The sequence below is a fragment of the Streptomyces sp. NPDC056734 genome (genome assembly GCF_042790455.1).
Lineage (GTDB): Bacteria > Actinomycetota > Actinomycetes > Streptomycetales > Streptomycetaceae > Streptomyces.
Window position 1 is genome coordinate 37,057 of sequence record NZ_JBHTZD010000034.1, and the last position, 16,348, is coordinate 53,404.

The window sequence follows — 16,348 nt, forward strand, 5'->3', positions numbered from 1 at the left end:
GTCTCTCGTCACATTCCTCGTCGGGGAGCGTCGGCGCTCCCGAGGCCGTCGGCCACCTGCCGCAGATACGGGTTGGTGGCGCGCTCCTGGCCGATGGTCGTCTGGGTGCCGTGCCCGGACAGCACCACGGTCGAGTCGTCGAGCGGCAGGCACACACGGGCCAGCGAGTCGAGCATCTCGGCCATGTCGCCGCCGGGCAGGTCGGTGCGTCCGATGGAGCCGGCGAAGAGCAGGTCCCCGGAGAAGAACACCGACGGGACGTCGGCCGTCTCCGGCATCCTGAAGGTCACCGACCCCTTGGTATGGCCCGGCGCGTGCGCGACGGAGAACTCCAGTCCGGCGAGGTCCAGCGCGCCGCCGTCGGTCAGTTCCCTGACATCGTCCGGCTCCCCCACGGTCAGTTCGCCCATGAGCGGCATCCCGATGGCGCGTCCGATGCCCTTCTCGGGGTCGCTCATCATGTGGCGGTCCGCGGGGTGGATCCAGGCGGGCACGCCGTGCGCGCCGCACACCGGGACGACCGAGGCCACATGGTCGATGTGGCCGTGGGTGAGGACGACGGCGACGGGCTTGAGGCGGTGCTTCCTCAGCGCCTCCTCGACCCCGGGGGCGGCCTGGTGGCCCGGATCGATGATCACGCACTCCTCACCGGCGGCGGGGGCGACGAGATAACAGTTCGTCCCCCAGGCCCCGGCGGGGAACCCGGCAATGAGCACGATCGTCCTTCGTTGTGTCGGTTCGGGCGGCGGGTTTGCGACGCCTCGGGCGGCCGGTGAGCGGCCACGCCCGTCGTCAGAGCCTACCGGCGCTGCCGGATCCTCAGGTAACCCATATACGGTACGGGCACACGCAGGCGGTCGGCCCATCGGACGCACACGAACCGTGGCCGTCGTACGAGACGCATGAGGAGTAAACCCGGTGGTCAGCCAGGAGCAGCGGCGGCGTCAGCTCGCCCGGGAGAAGTTCTTGCGGCAGCAGACGCGTCGTACCGACGCGCGCCGCAAGGCACGGACACGCAATGCCGTGATCGCGTCGGTGATCGGCGTCGTCCTGATCGGCAGCCTCGCGCTGTACACGACGGACGCGTTCAAGAGCGACGACAGCGCGAACGCGTCCTCGGAGACGACCCCGAGCGCGGCGCCGACCACCCCGCCCCCGGATCCCTGCGAGGAGCCGGCGGCCGGCGAGGTCGCGACGAAGACGTGGGAGAAGGAGCCCGCGATGTCCATCGACGAGTCGGCGACGTACACGATGACGCTGGCGACGACGTGCGGTGACATAGACATCGACCTGAAGACGGCGGCGGCGCCGCAGACGGTGAACTCGTTCGCGTTCCTCGCGGGCGAGGGCTACTTCGACCACACGAACTGCCACCGCCTCACCACCAGCGGTATCTACGTCCTCCAGTGCGGCGACCCGTTGGGCGACGGCACCGGCGGACCGGGCTACACCATCCCGGACGAGAACCTCGACGACACCAGCCTCGAAGGCGATGTGTACCCGACGGGCACGGTCGCGATGGCGAACCAGTACGACGCGACGACGGGCGAGGGACGGGACAGCGGCGGCAGCCAGTTCTTCCTCGTCTTCCAGGACAGTCCGCTGCCCCCGGACTACACCCCCTTCGGTACGGTCTCCGAGTCCGGGATGGCCGTGCTGGAGAAGATCGCGGGTGCCGGGGAGAACACCGGCGCAGGTGACGGGGCCCCCAACGCGACCGTGGTGATCAACAAGGCGACGGTCACGAAGTCCTGACGACCGGGGCGGCCGGCCGGCAAATTTCGGTCGTGCTGGATGCGGACAGGCAACCCGCCGGTCGCCTATGTTGGCCGTGACGAAACTGTGGACGATGCCGGGGGCGCGGAAGCCCGTCGCGGCATCATGTGGAGGAGGCGCTGTGAGCAGCGACCCGTGGGGCCGCGTCGACGAGACGGGGACCGTGTACGTGCGTACGGCCGACGGTGAGCAGGTCGTCGGTTCCTGGCAGGCCGGCTCCCCCGATGAGGCGCTGGCCTACTTCGAGCGCAAGTACGAGGGCCTGGTGGTCGAGATCGGCCTCCTCGAAAAGCGGGTGAAGACCACCGATCTGTCCGCGAAGGACGCCCAGGCCGCCGTCGACCATCTGCGCGAGCAGGTGGACGCGCATCACGCGGTGGGCGATCTGGCCGCGCTGCGGGCCCGGCTGGACAAGCTCGTGGAGCTGGTGGAGGCCCGTCGCGAGCAGCGCAAGGCGCAGCGCGCCCGGCAGGCCGACGAGGCCCGTCAGTCCAAGGAGTCCCTGGTCACCGAGGCCGAGCAGCTGGCCCAGTCGGACCAGTGGCGCTCGGCCGGTGAGCGCCTGCGCGCGCTGGTGGACACCTGGAAGGCCCTCCCCCGGCTCGACCGCAAGTCGGATGACGAGCTGTGGCACCGCTTCTCGCACGCCCGCTCGGCGTTCTCCAAGCGGCGCAAGGCGCACTTCGCGCAGCTCGACGCGCAGCGCGAGGACGCCCGCAAGACCAAGGAGCGGCTGGTCGCCGAGGCCGAGGCGCTGTCGGGCTCCACCGACTGGGGTCCCACGGCCGCGCGCTACCGCGAGCTGATGGCGGAGTGGAAGGCGGCGGGCCGCGCCCAGCGCGAGCACGAGGACGACCTGTGGAACCGCTTCCGCGGCGCGCAGGACGTCTTCTTCGCCGCCCGCAGCTCGGTGTTCGCCGAGCGGGACGCGGAGCAGTCGGAGAACCTCAAGCTCAAGGAGGAGCTGGCCGAGGAGGCCGAGAAGATCCTCCCGGTCACCGATCTGAAGACCGCGCGGGCCGCGTTCCGCACGGTCAATGAGCGGTGGGAGGCCATCGGTCATGTGCCGCGCGACGCCCGGCCGAAGGTCGAGGGCCGGATGCACGCGGTGGAGCGGGCGATCCAGGACGCCGAGGAGGCCGACTGGCGCCGCACCAACCCGGAGGCACGCGCGCGTGCCGAGGGGCTGACGGGCCAGCTCCAGGCGGCCGTCGACAAGCTCGGTCAGCAGATCGAGCAGGCGCGTACGCAGGGCAACAACGCACGGGCCGACAAGCTCCAGAAGGAGCTGGACGGCCGCCAGGCCCTGCTGGACCAGGCGCTGAAGGGTCTCCAGGAGTTCGGCGGCTGAGACCGCCGGTGCGGTAGCGGTTCGCATGCGAAAGGGGCTCCCCCTCGGGGGAGCCCCTTTCGCATGCGCTGCCGGGGTTACGGGTCCGTGTGTGCCGCCTGGCTCACGGGTCCGGGTCCGCTGCCAGGGTTACGAGCGGCTGCGCGCCGATGTCACGCGGTACACGTCGTAGACGCCCTCCACGCCCCTGACCGCCTTCAGGACATGGCCCAGGTGCTTGGGGTCGCCCATCTCGAAGGTGAAGCGGGAGGTGGCGACCCGGTCGCGGGAGGTCTGGACGGCCGCCGAGAGGATGTTGACGTGCTGGTCGGACAGCACCCGGGTGACGTCGGAGAGCAGCCGGGAGCGGTCCAGCGCCTCGACCTGGATGGCGACCAGGAAGACCGAGGACTGGGTGGGCGCCCACTCGACCTCCAGGATCCGCTCGGGTTCCCGGGACAGTGAGTCCACGTTGACGCAGTCGCTGCGGTGCACCGATACGCCGCTGCCGCGGGTGACGAACCCGATGATCGGGTCGCCGGGTACCGGGGTGCAGCAGCGGGCCAGCTTGACCCAGACGTCCTCGACGCCCTTGACGACGACGCCGGGGTCGGCGTTGGAGCGGCGCTTGCGGCTGCGGCCCCGGGCGGGCGGGACGCTCTCGTCGATCTCCTCGGTGGCCGCCTCCTCGCCGCCGAAGGCCTGCACCAGTTTCTGCACGACGTTCGGCGCGGAGACATGGCCCTCGCCGATCGCCGCGTACAGGGCGGAGATGTCCGGGTAGCGCATCTCGTGGGCGAGGGTGACCAGGGAGTCGCCGGTGAGGATGCGCTGGATCGGCAGGTTCTGCTTGCGCATCGCGCGCACGAGGGCGTCCTTGCCCTGCTCGATCGCCTCGTCCCGGCGCTCCTTGGAGAACCAGGCCCGGATCTTGTTGCGGGCGCGCGGTGACTTCACGAATCCGAGCCAGTCGCGGGAGGGGCCCGCGCCGGACGCCTTGGAGGTGAAGACCTCCACCAGATCGCCGTTGTCCAGGGTCGATTCCAGCGGTACGAGTCTGCCGTTGACCCGTGCTCCTATGGTGCGGTGGCCGACCTCGGTGTGGACGGCGTACGCGAAGTCGACCGGGGTGGAGCCCGCGGGCAGCGCTATGACGTCGCCCTTCGGGGTGAAGACGAAGACCTCGTTGCGGGACAGGTCGAAGCGCAGGGACTCCAGGAACTCGCCCGGGTCCTCGGTCTCCTTCTGCCAGTCCAGGAGCTGGCGCAGCCACGCCATGTCGTTGAGGTGGTCGTCCTTGCCCTTGCCGGACCTGGGCACGTCGGTGCGCACCTTGGAGGCGCCGGCGACGGCCTCCTGCTTGTACTTCCAGTGCGCGGCGATGCCGTACTCGGCGCGGCGGTGCATGTCGAAGGTGCGGATCTGGAGTTCGACGGGCTTGCCGTTGGGGCCGATGACCGTGGTGTGCAGCGACTGGTACATATTGAACTTGGGCATCGCGATGTAGTCCTTGAAGCGCCCGGGAACGGGGTTCCAGCGCGCGTGGACGGTGCCCAGGGCCGCGTAACAGTCGCGGACGGTGTCCACCAGGACCCGGATGCCCACCAGGTCGTAGATCTCCGCGAAGTCCCTGCCCCGGACGATCATCTTCTGGTAGACGCTGTAGTAGTGCTTGGGGCGGCCGGTGACGGTGGCCTTGATACGGGCCGCGCGCAGATCCTGCTGGACCTCGTCGGTCACTATGGCCAGATACTCGTCACGCTTCGGTGCCCGCTCGGCCACCAGCCGGACGATTTCGTCGTACATCTTGGGGTAGAGGATCGCGAACGCGAGATCCTCCAGCTCCCACTTGATGGTGTTCATGCCCAGGCGATGGGCGAGCGGCGCGTAGATCTCCAGGGTCTCGCGCGCCTTCTTCTCCTGCTTCTCGCGCTTGAGGTAGCGCATGGTGCGCATGTTGTGCAGGCGGTCGGCCAGCTTGATGACCAGGACGCGCGGGTCCTTGGCCATGGCGACGACCATCTTGCGCACGGTCTCGGCCTGTGCCGCCTCGCCGAACTTGACCTTGTCCAGCTTGGTGACGCCGTCGACGAGCAGCGCGACCTGGTCGCCGAAGTCGCGGCGGAGCTGGTCGAGGCCGTACTCGGTGTCCTCGACGGTGTCGTGCAGCAGACCCGCCATCAGGGTGGCCGGATCCATCCCCAGCTCGGCGAGGATGGTGGTGACGGCGAGGGGGTGGGTGATGTAGGGGTCGCCGCTCTTGCGTTTCTGGCCGCGGTGCCAGCGCTCGGCGACCTGGTACGCCTTCTCGATCTGGCGGAGCGTGGCGGTCTCGATCTTCGGATCGTTGCTGCGCACTATCCGCAGCAGCGGCTCCAGGACCGGGTTGTACGGGTTGGAGCGCTGCACGCCGAGGCGGGCGAGCCGGGCCCGGACACGGTTGGAGGAGCCGGAGCGGGCGGGCTGCTGGGGCGTGGGGGCCACGGGGGCGGGGGGCACGGGGGCGGGAGGCACGGGGGCCGGGGACGCTGGGGCCGGGGACGCGGGGGCGGGGTCAGGGGCAGGGGATACGGGGGCGGGGGTCGCGGCGGGGCGGATCGCGGGTGTGCCCTCGGGCGGGGCCGGCTTGGGGCGCGGGGCTTCGGCGGGGGGCTCGACGGGCGCCGACTGGGCGTGCTCGACCGGCCCGTGCGCCTCGTTCTGCACGCTCTTCGCGTGGGGCGCGTTCTTCGCGTGGGGCGCGGGCTGGGCCGCGGGCTCCGAGGCGGGCTCGGGCTTGGCGGCGGTCAGGTGCTGGGCCTCGTCTGGCAAGAGGGCTCCTCGTGCGCGATCCGGGTCCCCCGGGCAGGTTCCGGAGACCCCATGGTAGCGATCCTGGGCTTCGACATCGCCTTCAGGACGATCTGCGGACCTTTGGCCGAAAACACCGGTGAGGGGAGGTTTGATTCCCTGCCGGGCGCCCCCAAGGGAAACGGGCGCCCCGGGCCGAAGCCCGGGACGCCCGTGACACTGCCTCGGGGGCGGCTCGCGTCCGCTCAGACGGTGAGCAGCGTCTCCAGCGGAGCCCCCTGGAGGGAGGGCTCCAGCCGGCTGCGGCCGTCGAGGAAGGACAGCTCCATGAGGATCGCGACGCCCGCGACCTCGGCGCCCGCGCGGCGGATCAGCTTCAGGGACGCCTCCGCCGTGCCGCCCGTGGCCAGCACGTCGTCGACGACCAGCACCCGATCGCCCGCGCTGAGGTCCTCGGCGTGCAGTTCGATCTCCGCCGACCCGTACTCCAGGTCGTACGCCTGGCGCAGGGTGGCGCCGGGGAGCTTGCCCGCCTTGCGGACCGGGATGAAGCCGACGCCCGCGCGGACCGCGACCGGCGCGCCCAGGATGAACCCGCGGGCCTCCAGGCCGACCACCTTGGTGGCGCCCTGGCGCACGGCGACATCGGCGAGGGCGTCGGTGAGCGCGCCGAACGCGGCGGGGTCCGCCAGGAGCGGGGTGATGTCCTTGAACACCACACCCGGCTCCGGATAGTCGGCCACGTCCCGGATACGGCTGAGCAGCAGCTCCCTGATGTCCGTCATCGGCGCTTGCCCGAGGGCCGGCCACGGCCCCGGGTCCGGGACACGGGCTGGTTGCGCGGTCCTACGACGGCGGCGGCCACGTCCTCCGGGAGGTCGTCGTACGTCTCCTCGGCGCTGGGCCGGGGCGCGGTGGGCTCGCTCTCCTCGGTGCCCTGCGCCCGCTTGGCCAGGATCCGCTTGCGCAGCGCCTTGATCTGCGGCTCGCGCTCCTTGAGATCGGCGACCAGCGGTGTGGCGATGAAGATCGAGGAGTACGCGCCGGCCGCGAGGCCGACGAACAGCGACAGCGAGATGTCGTTGAGCGTGCCGGCGCCGAGCACACCGCCGCCGATGAACAGCAGGCCCGCCACCGGCAGCAGCGCGACCACCGTGGTGTTGATCGAGCGGACCAGGGTGCCGTTGATCGAGAGGTTGGCGATCTCGCTGTAGGTCCAGCGGCTCTGTTTGGTGATGTCCTTCGTCTGTTCCTTGAGGGAGTCGAAGACCACCACCGTGTCGTACAGCGAATAGCCGAGGATCGTGAGCAGACCGATCACCGTGCCCGGGGTGACCTCGAAGCCCACCAGGGCGTAGATGCCGACGGTGATGGTGATGTCGTGGATCAGCGCGATGAACGCGGCGACCGCCATGCGCCACTCGAAGGCGATCGCCAGATAGATCACCACCAGGACCAGGAAGATCCCCAGTCCCTGCCATGCCTTGTTGGCGATCTGCTCACCCCAGCTGGGGCCGACCAGATCGGCGTTGATGGCGTCCGCGTCGACCTTCAGATTCTGCGCGAGGTCCTGCTTGATCTGGTCGGACTTCGCGGTGTCCACGCCGGAGATCTGGATGCGCATCCCGCCGGAGCCCAGCTCCTGGACGACCGCCTGGTGACCGGCGGACTCCTCGGCGTAGGCCTCGGCCTGGGCGACGGAGACGGAGGTCTTCGGGGTGGTGAAGACGGCGCCGCCCTGGAACTCGATGCCCATGTTCAGGCCGCGCACGGCCAGGCCGACGATCGCCGTGATGGTGATCAGGATCGAGATGCCGTACCAGAGCTTGCGGTTCTTGACGAAGTCGTATCCGACCTCGCCGCGGTGGAGCCGGGCGCCGAGGTTGCCGAGCTTCGACATCTCACGCCTCCTTCGGGTCGACGGGGGCGACGGGACGGCGGCTGCGGCGCAGCGGGGGTTGGGCACCCAGACGCTTCGGGTCCAGGCCGGACCACTTGTGGCCGTTCGCGAAGAACTTGCGGCGGGCCAGCAGGGTCAGCAGCGGCTTGGTGAAGAAGAACACCACGACGACGTCGAGCACGGTGGTCAGGCCGAGTGTGAACGCGAAGCCCTGGACCTTGCCGACGGTGACGGCGAAGAGCACCGCGGCGGCCAGGAACGACACGAAGTCGGAGACCAGGATGGTGCGCCGGGCGCGCGGCCAGCCCCGCTCCACGGCGGGACGCAGGGAGCGGCCCTCTCTGATCTCGTCCCTGACCCGTTCGAAGTACACGATGAACGAGTCCGCCGTGATGCCGATGGCGACGATGGCGCCGCAGACGGCGGGCAGGTTCAGCGCGAAGCCGATGGCCGGACCGAGCAGCGACATGATCACGTACGTCAGGGCGGCGGAGATCAGCAGCGAGGCGAGCGCGATCAGGGAGAGGCCGCGGTAGTAGGCGACCAGGTAGAGCACGACCAGGCCGAGGCCGATGGCGCCCGCGATCAGACCGGCGTGCAGCTGCTCGCTGCCGAGCGCGGCGGTCACGGTGGTGACGCTGGACTCCTTGAAGGTGAGCGGGAGCGCACCGTAGGAGAGCATGTTGGACAGGCTCTCGGCCTGTTCCTGGGTGAAGTTTCCGGAGATCTCGGCGTTGCCGCCGGTGATCGTCGTGCTCACGTACGGGTGGGAGACGACCTCGTCGTCCAGGACGATCGCGAACTCGTTCATCGGCGAGGTCTGGGTGGCGAGCTGGCCGGTGATGTCGGCGAACTTCGTGGCTCCGTCGGAGTTGAAGTCCATCGTCACTTTCCAGCCGGCCGCGCTCTGCGTGTCGAAGAGCGCCTCGGCGCTGTCGATGTCGGTGCCGTCGACGGCGACCGGGCCGAGCAGGAACTTGCTCCACACGCCGTCGTCCTGGCCGCAGGTGACGGTGGAGTCGGTGGGCAGGGCGCCCTTGCCCGCCTCGGCGCGCTGGTCGGCGTCGGCGCAGTTCAGCGCGGCGTACTCGGCCTGGAGGGCGGCGTCATCGGCGGCGGCGTCATCCGTGGCGGCGTCGTCGCTCGCCGACGGGGAGGGGCTGGCGGAGTCGCTCGCCGACGCCGACGGGGAGGGGCTGGCGGAGTCGCTCGCCGACGCCGACGGGGAGGCGCTGGCGGACGGCGTCTCGTCGGCCTTGAGGGCGTCGGTGACCGGGCGGCCCTGCGAGGTGGCCGAGGACGAGGGGGTGGCCGACGCGCTGTCCGAGGACGAGGGGGTGGCCGAGGGGCTGGCCGACTCGTCGCCGCCGGAGGCGGAGGTGCTCGGCGAGGGCGAGGCGCTGCTGCTGTCGCTCGCGCTCGGGCTGGGGGTCGCCGCCGGGTCGATGGCCGCCTCGCGCTGGAGGACCGGGCGGAAGTACAGCTTGGCCGTGGTGCCGACCTGTTCCCGGGCCTGCTCGGAGTCGGTGCCCTTGGGGATGTTGACGATGATGTTGTCGGAGCCCTGGGTCTGGACCTCGGCCTCGGAGACACCGAGACCGTTGACACGGTTCTCCATGATGCCGACCGCGGTGTCCATGTTCGTCTTGTTGATCGCGTTGGGCTGGCCGGGTTCGTTGACCGCCGTGAGCGTGATGCTGGTGCCGCCGGCGAGGTCGATACCGAGACGCGGAGTGGTGTGTCCGGAGGCGAACATGCCTCCTGTGAGCGCCACGATGGCGATCAGGATCAGGACCAGCGAGCGCCCCGGCTTGCTCTGGGCGCTCGCGCTCCGGCCCTTCTTAGGTGCTGCCACCTTCTCGTACTCCCTCTCGGGCCGCCGCGCTCCGGGTCGGCGGGCGGGCGGCCATGACATGGTGTCGGGATCCCCTGCGAGCTGGGCGCACTCCGGGGTGTGAGGGCCGGGCCCGCACGCCCCGGGGCACGACTACTTCGCGTCGGAGTCGCCGTCGGTCTTCTTCGGCTCTTCGTCCGGCTCGGCCCCGGCGGGGGCGTCGTCGGAGGGCTCTTCGGAGTCCTTCTTGCCGAGGTCGACCGGCTTGTCGTCGGAGGAGGCGGCGTCGGAGGGGGTTTCTTCGGTCTTGTCGGTCTCGCCCGGCTCATCCGTCTTGGTGAGCGCCGAGGCGTCGTCCGGGACGAGGTCGGACTTCAGGTCGTGCTCGATGCCGTGGACGATGCGGTTGTACTCGTCGTCGGACAGGACGGCACCGATCGAGTTCTTGGCGAAGAGCAGGTCGACGCCCGGGCCGGCGTCGAGGAGGACCGTGTCCTCGCTGACTTCCTTGACCGTCGCGTACATGCCCCCGATGGTGCGGACGCCGGAACCGGGCTGCATCTGGTTCCGCATGTCGGCCGCCTGCTGCTGCTTCTTCTTGGCCGACCGGGTCATCAGGAACATGGCCCCGATGAGCACGATGAACGGGAGGAGGGTCACGAGACTCACGGGTCGGAACTTCCTTCGCACGACCGCGGTGGGGAGCGGCCTGATCGTTGGGGGATTGTCAGCCGTCGACAAGGGCGGCATCGGCGGAGTCTAAGCGAGTCCGCGCGCAGGGAACAACGCTCAGCATGGCACCGGGGTTCCTGTGCGGGCCAGTGCGCTCGCCGTCACGTCCCGAACAGGTCCTGTTGTCCGTTTCCCGCAGGCCCGGTGCCGGGCGGGGTGAGGCCGAGATGTGCCCAGGCCGCCGGGGTGGCGACCCGGCCGCGGGGCGTACGGGCCAGCAGACCCTCGCGGACCAGGAACGGCTCGGCGACCTCCTCGACGGTCTCGCGCTCCTCCCCCACGGCGACGGCGAGCGTCGAGAGCCCGACCGGACCGCCCGCGAACAGCTTGAGCAGGGCCTCCAGCACCGCCCGGTCCAGCCGGTCCAGGCCGCGCGCGTCCACCTCGTACACCTTGAGGGCGGCCCCGGCGATCTCTCTGGTGATGAATCCGTCGGCCTTGACCTGCGCGTAGTCCCGGACGCGGCGCAGCAGGCGGTTGGCGATCCGGGGGGTGCCGCGGGAGCGTCCGGCGATCTCGGCGGCGCCCTCGGGCTCGATCCCGACGTCCAGGAGGTGGGCCGAGCGGTGGATGACCCGCTCCAGCTCGACGGGCTCGTAGAACTCCATGTGCGCGGTGAAGCCGAAGCGGTCGCGCAGCGGGGGCGGCAGCAGACCGGCCCGGGTGGTGGCGCCGACCAGGGTGAACGGGGGCAGCTCCAGCGGGATGGCGGTGGCGCCGGGGCCCTTGCCGACGATCACGTCGACGCGGAAGTCCTCCATCGCCATGTAGAGCATCTCCTCGGCGGGCCGGGACATGCGGTGGATCTCGTCGAGGAAGAGGACCTCGCCCTCCTGGAGGGAGGACAGGATCGCGGCCAGGTCGCCCGCGTGCTGGATGGCGGGGCCGGAGGTGATGCGGATGGGGGCGCCCATCTCGGCCGCGATGATCATCGAGAGGGTGGTCTTGCCGAGGCCCGGCGCCCCGGAGAGCAGGACGTGATCGGCCGTCGCGCCCCGCGCGCGTGCGGCCCGCAGCACCAGGTCGAGCTGCTCACGGACCTTCTCCTGGCCGATGAACTCGTCCAGATCCTTGGGGCGCAGCGCGGCCTCGACGGCCTGGTCCTCACGGTCGGCGACCGGGCCCACGAGCCGCTCCGCGGCGGCACCGGCGGGGGGCTCGGCGGCGGGGCCGTCGGTCGGGTCGTCCCAGTTCACTGAAGTTCTCCTTGCGGTGGCGTGCGGGGCGCGGGGCGCGGCTGGGGGGGCGGGTCGGACGCCGGGGCCTTCGGCGGTGGGGCGGACGTCACGTTCGGGGGAAGGTGGCGTCCGCGCGAGGGGGGAGCGGGGGTGGTGCGGGGGTGGTGCGGTGGTGCCTCCTCAGGTGTCCGGAGTGGCTCGCGGGTGGGTTCCTGGGGTGGGTCCGCGGTGACTCATGGGGTGGGTCATGCGGTGGGTCCTAGCTGGATGGGTGAGTCATGGGGTGGGTTCTGGGTGGCTCAAGGGGTGGCTCATGGGGTGGGTTCTGGGTGGCTCAGGGGACGGCTCATGGGTGGGGAGGCGGAGATTCGGCGGCTCCTCCTCCCGGACGGGTACCGACGGGGCGGCGGCTTCCGCAGGCGGGTCGGGTGGGAAGCCCCCCCCCAGGGATCCGGGGAATCCGGGCATCCGCCCCGCATCCGCCGGGGACCGGCCCGGAAATGCGCCCGGGATCCGCCGGGATCCGTCCGGCGATCGGCCCGGGAATCCGCCCAGGGGATCATCGCGCTCTGTTCAGGGTCTGGAGGGCCGCCTTGAGGAGGTGTCCGACCTGGGGTGTCCCCCCTGCGGCCTCGGCCTGCGGGGTCACGGCGGCCACCGCCTCGTCGGCCTCACGGGTGGCATAGCCGAGGCCGATCAGGGCGGCGTGCAGCTGGTCGCGCCAGCCGGTGGTGACCGGGGCGCCGACCACGGGGGCGCCGAGGGGCTCGCCCAGCCGGTCCTTCAGCTCCAGAAGCAACTTCTGCGCCCCCTTCTTGCCGATGCCGGGGACGGCGGTCAGCGCCTTCTCGTCGGCGGTGGTCACGGCCCGGCGCAGCGCGTCGGGGCTGTGCACGGCGAGCATCGCCTGGGCGAGCCGGGGGCCGACCCCGCTGGCCGTCTGGAGCAGGGCGAAGACCTGCCGCTCGTCGTCGTCCACGAAGCCGTACAGGGTCAGCGAGTCCTCCCGCACCACGAGGGACGTGTACAGCTTGGCGGCCCGGCCGAGACGGAGCGTGGACAGCGTGTTCGGCGTGCACTGCACCGTCATGCCCACCCCGCCGACCTCCACCACGGCGGCATCAGGAGCGAGCGCGGCGACGGGGCCACTGACGAAGGCGATCATGCCGTTCGGCCTTTCGGTACGGGGGGATCGGCGGGGGTTCGGGGGTCGGGGGTTCGGCGGCGATGCGGAGGAGGTCGGCGGGGGTGGGGGTGCGTGTCGTGAGGGGGGCGGGCGTCGTGGAGGAGGCGGGCGCCCGCGCGGGGGTCACGGGGGCGGGGGCAGGGGTGGCGGCGAGGAGGGGGTGGCCGGCGGAAGGCGCGTGGGTGTGGTGCCTGGGGTGTCGGCGGGCGCGGGTCTGGGCGGCGCTCCCGGCGACGCCGTAGGCACGTCGGCGGGCGGGTGTGCGGGCAGTGTCCCCGTCTCCGCCTCCGACGAGCGCTCCCCCCGCGCCCCCGTCACCCCCGCCCCCGACGAACGCCCGGCCTGCCGCCCGGGCACCGCCGCCCCCGCGCGCGCCCCAGCACCAGCACCAGCACCAGCACCAGCACCAGCACCAGCACCAGCCGAACGCCCGGCCCACCCCCCAGGCACCGCCGCGCCCGCACCCCCGCCCGCCCCCGTTGGGCGTCCCGCGTGCCGGGCCACCGCCTCCTGGAGGCGATTCTGCGCCGGGGCCCGCCAGATGTGGCAGATGGCCAGCGCCAGCGCATCCGCCGCGTCGGCCGGTTTGGGTGGGGCGGCGAGGCGCAGGAGGCGGGTGACCATCGCGCCGACCTGGGCCTTGTCGGCGCGGCCCGAGCCGGTGACGGCGGCCTTGACCTCGCTGGGGGTGTGCAGCGCGACGGGGATGCCGCGGCGGGCGGCGCAGAGCATGGCGACGGCACTGGCCTGGGCGGTGCCCATCACCGTACGGACGTTGTGCTGGCTGAAGACGCGCTCCACCGCCACATACTCGGGGCGGTGGCGATCCAGCCATTCCTCGATGCCCTGTTCGATGGCGACCAGCCGGTGCCCGAGGTCGGCGTCCGCCGGTGTGCGGACCACGCCGACGTCGACCATGGTCAGCGGCCGGCCCGCGACGCCCTCCACGACACCGACCCCGCAGCGCGTCAGTCCGGGGTCCACCCCGAGTACCCGCACCGGCCCCTCCCTCTCCCTCGCCCTCTCGCTCACCTGTTTGCGCAGGCTATCCGCTGCCACTGACAACGTCCGCGCGCGACGCCCGGCAAAGCGACGGGCCGACGGGGTTGCCCCGTCGGCCCGTTGAGCCTCGCGCCGGTCCCGGCCCGCCGGCTAAGCGCGTGTCACGCGTCGACCTTCTCCATGACCTCGTCGCTGACGTCGAAGTTGGCGAAGACGTTCTGCACGTCGTCGCTGTCCTCCAGCGCGTCGATCAGCTTGAAGATCTTCTTGGCGCCGTCCTCGTCCAGCTCGACCTGCATGGTCGGGACGAAGTTGGCCTCGGCCGAGTCGTAGTCGATGCCGGCTTCCTGGAGCGCGGTGCGGGCCGCGACCAGGTCGGTGGCCTCGCTGATGACCTCGAACGACTCGCCGAGGTCGTTGACTTCCTCGGCTCCCGCGTCCAGGACGGCGGTGAGGACGTCGTCCTCGGACAGCTCGCCCTTGGGGACGAGGATCACGCCCTTGCGGTGGAACAGGTACGACACCGACCCAGGGTCGGCCATGGAACCGCCGTTGCGGGTCATGGCGACGCGCACCTCGGAGGCGGCGCGGTTGCGGTTGTCGGTGAGGCACTCGATGAGCACCGCGACCCCGTTGGGGCCGTAACCCTCGTACATGATCGTCTCGTACTCGGCGCCACCGGCTTCGAGTCCGCCACCACGCTTGATCGCGGAGTCGATGTTCTTGTTCGGAACCGACTGCTTCTTGGCCTTCTGGACGGCGTCGTACAGCGTCGGATTGCCTTCGAGGTCAACGCCGCCCATCCGCGCCGCGACCTCGATGTTCTTGATCAGCTTCGCGAAGAGCTTGCCGCGCTTGGCATCGATCACGGCCTTCTTGTGCTTCGTCGTGGCCCATTTAGAGTGGCCGGACATCTGCCTGTCTCCTTCGCGTAACCAGTCTCTGTAGGACGCCTGAGATCCTACAAGGACTCCGCGGCCCGCTTTTCGCGCACCATGTCGACAAAGAGCGCATGCATACGGTGGTCGCCGGTCAGTTCCGGATGGAAAGACGTGGCGAGTGTGTCGCCCTGCCGGACGGCCACGATGTGACCGCCGTACTCGGCGAGCACCTCGACCGCCGCGCCGACGGACTCCACCCAGGGGGCGCGGATGAAGACGCCCTCCACGGGGCCGCCCGCGACGCCGTCGACCTCGACCGCGGCCTCGAAGGACTCGTTCTGGCGGCCGAAGGCGTTGCGCCGCACGATCATGTCGATGCCGCCGATGGTCTCCTGGCCCGACCGCGGGTCGAGGATCTTGTCGGCGAGCATGATCAGGCCCGCACAGGTGCCGTACACCGGCATACCGCCCCGCACGCGCGCGCGGAGCGCCTCCATGAGGCCGAACAGGACGGCCAGCTTGGAGATGGTGGTGGACTCACCGCCGGGCACGATCAGGCCGTCGACCTCGGCGAGTTCCCCGGGCCGCCGCACCGCCCTGGCCACGGCGCCGGTCGCGGCCAGGGCGCTCAGATGCTCCCGCACATCGCCCTGGAGCGCCAGGACGCCTATGACAGGACCGGCGGCATCAACAGGATTGACGGGACTGACCGGACTGCTCATCGGTCGTTACCAGCCGCGATTGGCGTAGCGCTCGGTCTCGGGGAGGGTGTCGCAGTTGATGCCGACCATGGCCTCGCCGAGGTTGCGGGACGCGTCCGCGATGATCTTCGGGTCGTCGTAGAAGGTGGTCGCCTTCACGATGGCGGCGGCGCGCTTGGCGGGGTCGCCGGACTTGAAGATGCCGGAGCCGACGAAGACGCCCTCGGCACCGAGCTGGCGCATCAGCGCGGCGTCGGCGGGGGTGGCCACGCCGCCGGCGGAGAACAGCACCACGGGGAGCTTGCCCAGCCCGGCGACCTCCTTGACCAGCTCGTAGGGTGCGCGCAGCTCCTTGGCGGCGGCGTACAGCTCGTTGTTGTCGTAGCCGCGCAGGCGGGCGATCTCGTTCTTGATCTGACGCAGGTGGCGCACGGCCTCGACGACGTTGCCGGTGCCTGCCTCGCCCTTGGAGCGGATCATGGCCGCGCCCTCGGCGATCCGGCGCAGGGCCTCGCCGAGGTTGGTGGCGCCGCAGACGAAGGGGGTGGTGAACGCGAACTTGTCGGAGTGGTTGACCTCGTCGGCCGGGGTGAGGACCTCGGACTCGTCGATGTAGTCGACGCCGAGCGCCTGGAGGACCTGGGCCTCCACGAAGTGGCCGATCCGGGACTTCGCCATGACCGGGATCGACACGGCACCGATGATGCCCTCGATCATGTCCGGGTCGGACATACGGGCCACCCCGCCGTCCTTGCGGATGTCGGCCGGGACGCGCTCCAGGGCCATGACGGCGACGGCGCCCGCGTCCTCGGCGATCTTCGCCTGCTCCGGCGTGACGACGTCCATGATCACGCCGCCCTTGAGCTGCTCGGCCATACCGCGCTTCACGCGCGCGGTGCCGGTCTCGGGAGTCTGGGCGGAGTCGGGAAGCGTGGTGGACACGGGTGACCTCACTGGGTGAAAGGGGGTTGGTGCAGCACTGAGGAAACGCGAGCCGACCAGGCCACTGCAAGGGCCAATGAGGAGGGGGTGGATCGT

At 70.9% G+C, this 16,348-nt stretch carries 13 protein-coding genes and 1 pseudogene; 2 read left to right on the forward strand and 12 right to left on the reverse strand.

Going from position 1 to position 16,348, the window contains the following annotated elements:
• Positions 1 to 8 precede the first annotated feature (8 nt).
• Positions 9 to 716 carry an MBL fold metallo-hydrolase gene (locus ACFRFC_RS34895; protein WP_382687586.1) on the reverse strand — a complete coding sequence of 236 codons (708 nt, stop codon included), beginning with the start codon at positions 714 to 716 and terminating at the stop codon, positions 9 to 11.
• A gap of 202 nt (positions 717 to 918) precedes the next feature.
• Between ACFRFC_RS34895 and ACFRFC_RS34900 the strand changes: the two genes are divergently transcribed.
• Together ACFRFC_RS34900 and ACFRFC_RS34905 are read left to right on the forward strand one after the other, a co-directional pair.
• Positions 919 to 1,755, forward strand: coding sequence for a peptidylprolyl isomerase (locus ACFRFC_RS34900; protein ID WP_382687589.1), 837 nt, complete (start codon positions 919 to 921; stop codon positions 1,753 to 1,755).
• Positions 1,756 to 1,897: 142 nt separating this feature from the next.
• Positions 1,898 to 3,127, forward strand: a complete 1,230-nt coding sequence (locus ACFRFC_RS34905) for a DUF349 domain-containing protein (protein WP_382687591.1) — start codon at positions 1,898 to 1,900, stop codon at positions 3,125 to 3,127.
• A 129-nt stretch (positions 3,128 to 3,256) separates the two neighbouring features.
• Here ACFRFC_RS34905 and ACFRFC_RS34910 read toward each other — a convergent pair whose 3' ends face one another.
• The 11 genes and pseudogenes from ACFRFC_RS34910 to pdxS all read right to left on the reverse strand — a co-directional run bounded on the left by ACFRFC_RS34910 (position 3,257) and on the right by pdxS (position 16,252).
• A complete protein-coding gene (locus ACFRFC_RS34910; protein WP_382687593.1) occupies positions 3,257 to 5,917 on the reverse strand; it encodes a RelA/SpoT family protein in 2,661 nt (886 codons plus the stop codon).
• A 224-nt stretch (positions 5,918 to 6,141) separates the two neighbouring features.
• Positions 6,142 to 6,681 carry an adenine phosphoribosyltransferase gene (locus ACFRFC_RS34915; protein WP_382687596.1) on the reverse strand — a complete coding sequence of 180 codons (540 nt, stop codon included), beginning with the start codon at positions 6,679 to 6,681 and terminating at the stop codon, positions 6,142 to 6,144.
• A complete protein-coding gene (secF, locus tag ACFRFC_RS34920) occupies positions 6,678 to 7,796 on the reverse strand; it encodes a protein translocase subunit SecF (RefSeq protein ID WP_382687599.1) in 1,119 nt (372 codons plus the stop codon). The genes ACFRFC_RS34915 and secF overlap by 4 nt, the downstream gene beginning before the upstream one ends.
• A 1-nt stretch (position 7,797) precedes the next feature.
• Positions 7,798 to 9,651: a protein translocase subunit SecD gene (secD, locus tag ACFRFC_RS34925; protein WP_382687601.1), complete on the reverse strand. Its 1,854-nt coding sequence runs from the start codon at positions 9,649 to 9,651 to the stop codon at positions 7,798 to 7,800.
• Between the two features lie 132 nt (positions 9,652 to 9,783).
• Positions 9,784 to 10,299 carry a preprotein translocase subunit YajC gene (yajC, locus tag ACFRFC_RS34930; protein WP_382687604.1) on the reverse strand — a complete coding sequence of 172 codons (516 nt, stop codon included), beginning with the start codon at positions 10,297 to 10,299 and terminating at the stop codon, positions 9,784 to 9,786.
• Between the two features lie 164 nt (positions 10,300 to 10,463).
• On the reverse strand, positions 10,464 to 11,558 hold the full coding sequence (gene ruvB / locus ACFRFC_RS34935) for a Holliday junction branch migration DNA helicase RuvB (protein ID WP_382687607.1): 1,095 nt from the start codon (positions 11,556 to 11,558) through the stop codon (positions 10,464 to 10,466).
• Between the two features lie 541 nt (positions 11,559 to 12,099).
• Positions 12,100 to 12,705 carry a Holliday junction branch migration protein RuvA gene (gene ruvA / locus ACFRFC_RS34940; RefSeq protein ID WP_382687610.1) on the reverse strand — a complete coding sequence of 202 codons (606 nt, stop codon included), beginning with the start codon at positions 12,703 to 12,705 and terminating at the stop codon, positions 12,100 to 12,102.
• A gap of 444 nt (positions 12,706 to 13,149) precedes the next feature.
• Positions 13,150 to 13,725 (reverse strand): annotated as a pseudogene (gene ruvC / locus ACFRFC_RS34945) (crossover junction endodeoxyribonuclease RuvC); the annotation flags it as partial.
• 164 nt (positions 13,726 to 13,889) lie between these two features.
• On the reverse strand, positions 13,890 to 14,642 hold the full coding sequence (locus tag ACFRFC_RS34950; RefSeq protein WP_382687612.1) for a YebC/PmpR family DNA-binding transcriptional regulator: 753 nt from the start codon (positions 14,640 to 14,642) through the stop codon (positions 13,890 to 13,892).
• Positions 14,643 to 14,689: 47 nt separating this feature from the next.
• Positions 14,690 to 15,331: a pyridoxal 5'-phosphate synthase glutaminase subunit PdxT gene (gene pdxT / locus ACFRFC_RS34955; protein ID WP_382687614.1), complete on the reverse strand. Its 642-nt coding sequence runs from the start codon at positions 15,329 to 15,331 to the stop codon at positions 14,690 to 14,692.
• A gap of 6 nt (positions 15,332 to 15,337) precedes the next feature.
• Positions 15,338 to 16,252, reverse strand: a complete 915-nt coding sequence (gene pdxS, locus ACFRFC_RS34960) for a pyridoxal 5'-phosphate synthase lyase subunit PdxS (protein WP_382687617.1) — start codon at positions 16,250 to 16,252, stop codon at positions 15,338 to 15,340.
• Between the last annotated feature and the right edge of the window lie 96 nt (positions 16,253 to 16,348).

Coding starts and splice junctions, on each gene's coding strand:
- ACFRFC_RS34915 (WP_382687596.1), bottom strand. CDS start 6,681: ATGACGGACATCAGGGAGCTGCTGCTCAGCCGTATCCGGGACGTGGCC.
- secF (WP_382687599.1), bottom strand. CDS start 7,796: ATGTCGAAGCTCGGCAACCTCGGCGCCCGGCTCCACCGCGGCGAGGTC.
- ruvA (WP_382687610.1), bottom strand. CDS start 12,705: ATGATCGCCTTCGTCAGTGGCCCCGTCGCCGCGCTCGCTCCTGATGCC.
- ACFRFC_RS34950 (WP_382687612.1), bottom strand. CDS start 14,642: ATGTCCGGCCACTCTAAATGGGCCACGACGAAGCACAAGAAGGCCGTG.
- pdxT (WP_382687614.1), bottom strand. CDS start 15,331: ATGAGCAGTCCGGTCAGTCCCGTCAATCCTGTTGATGCCGCCGGTCCT.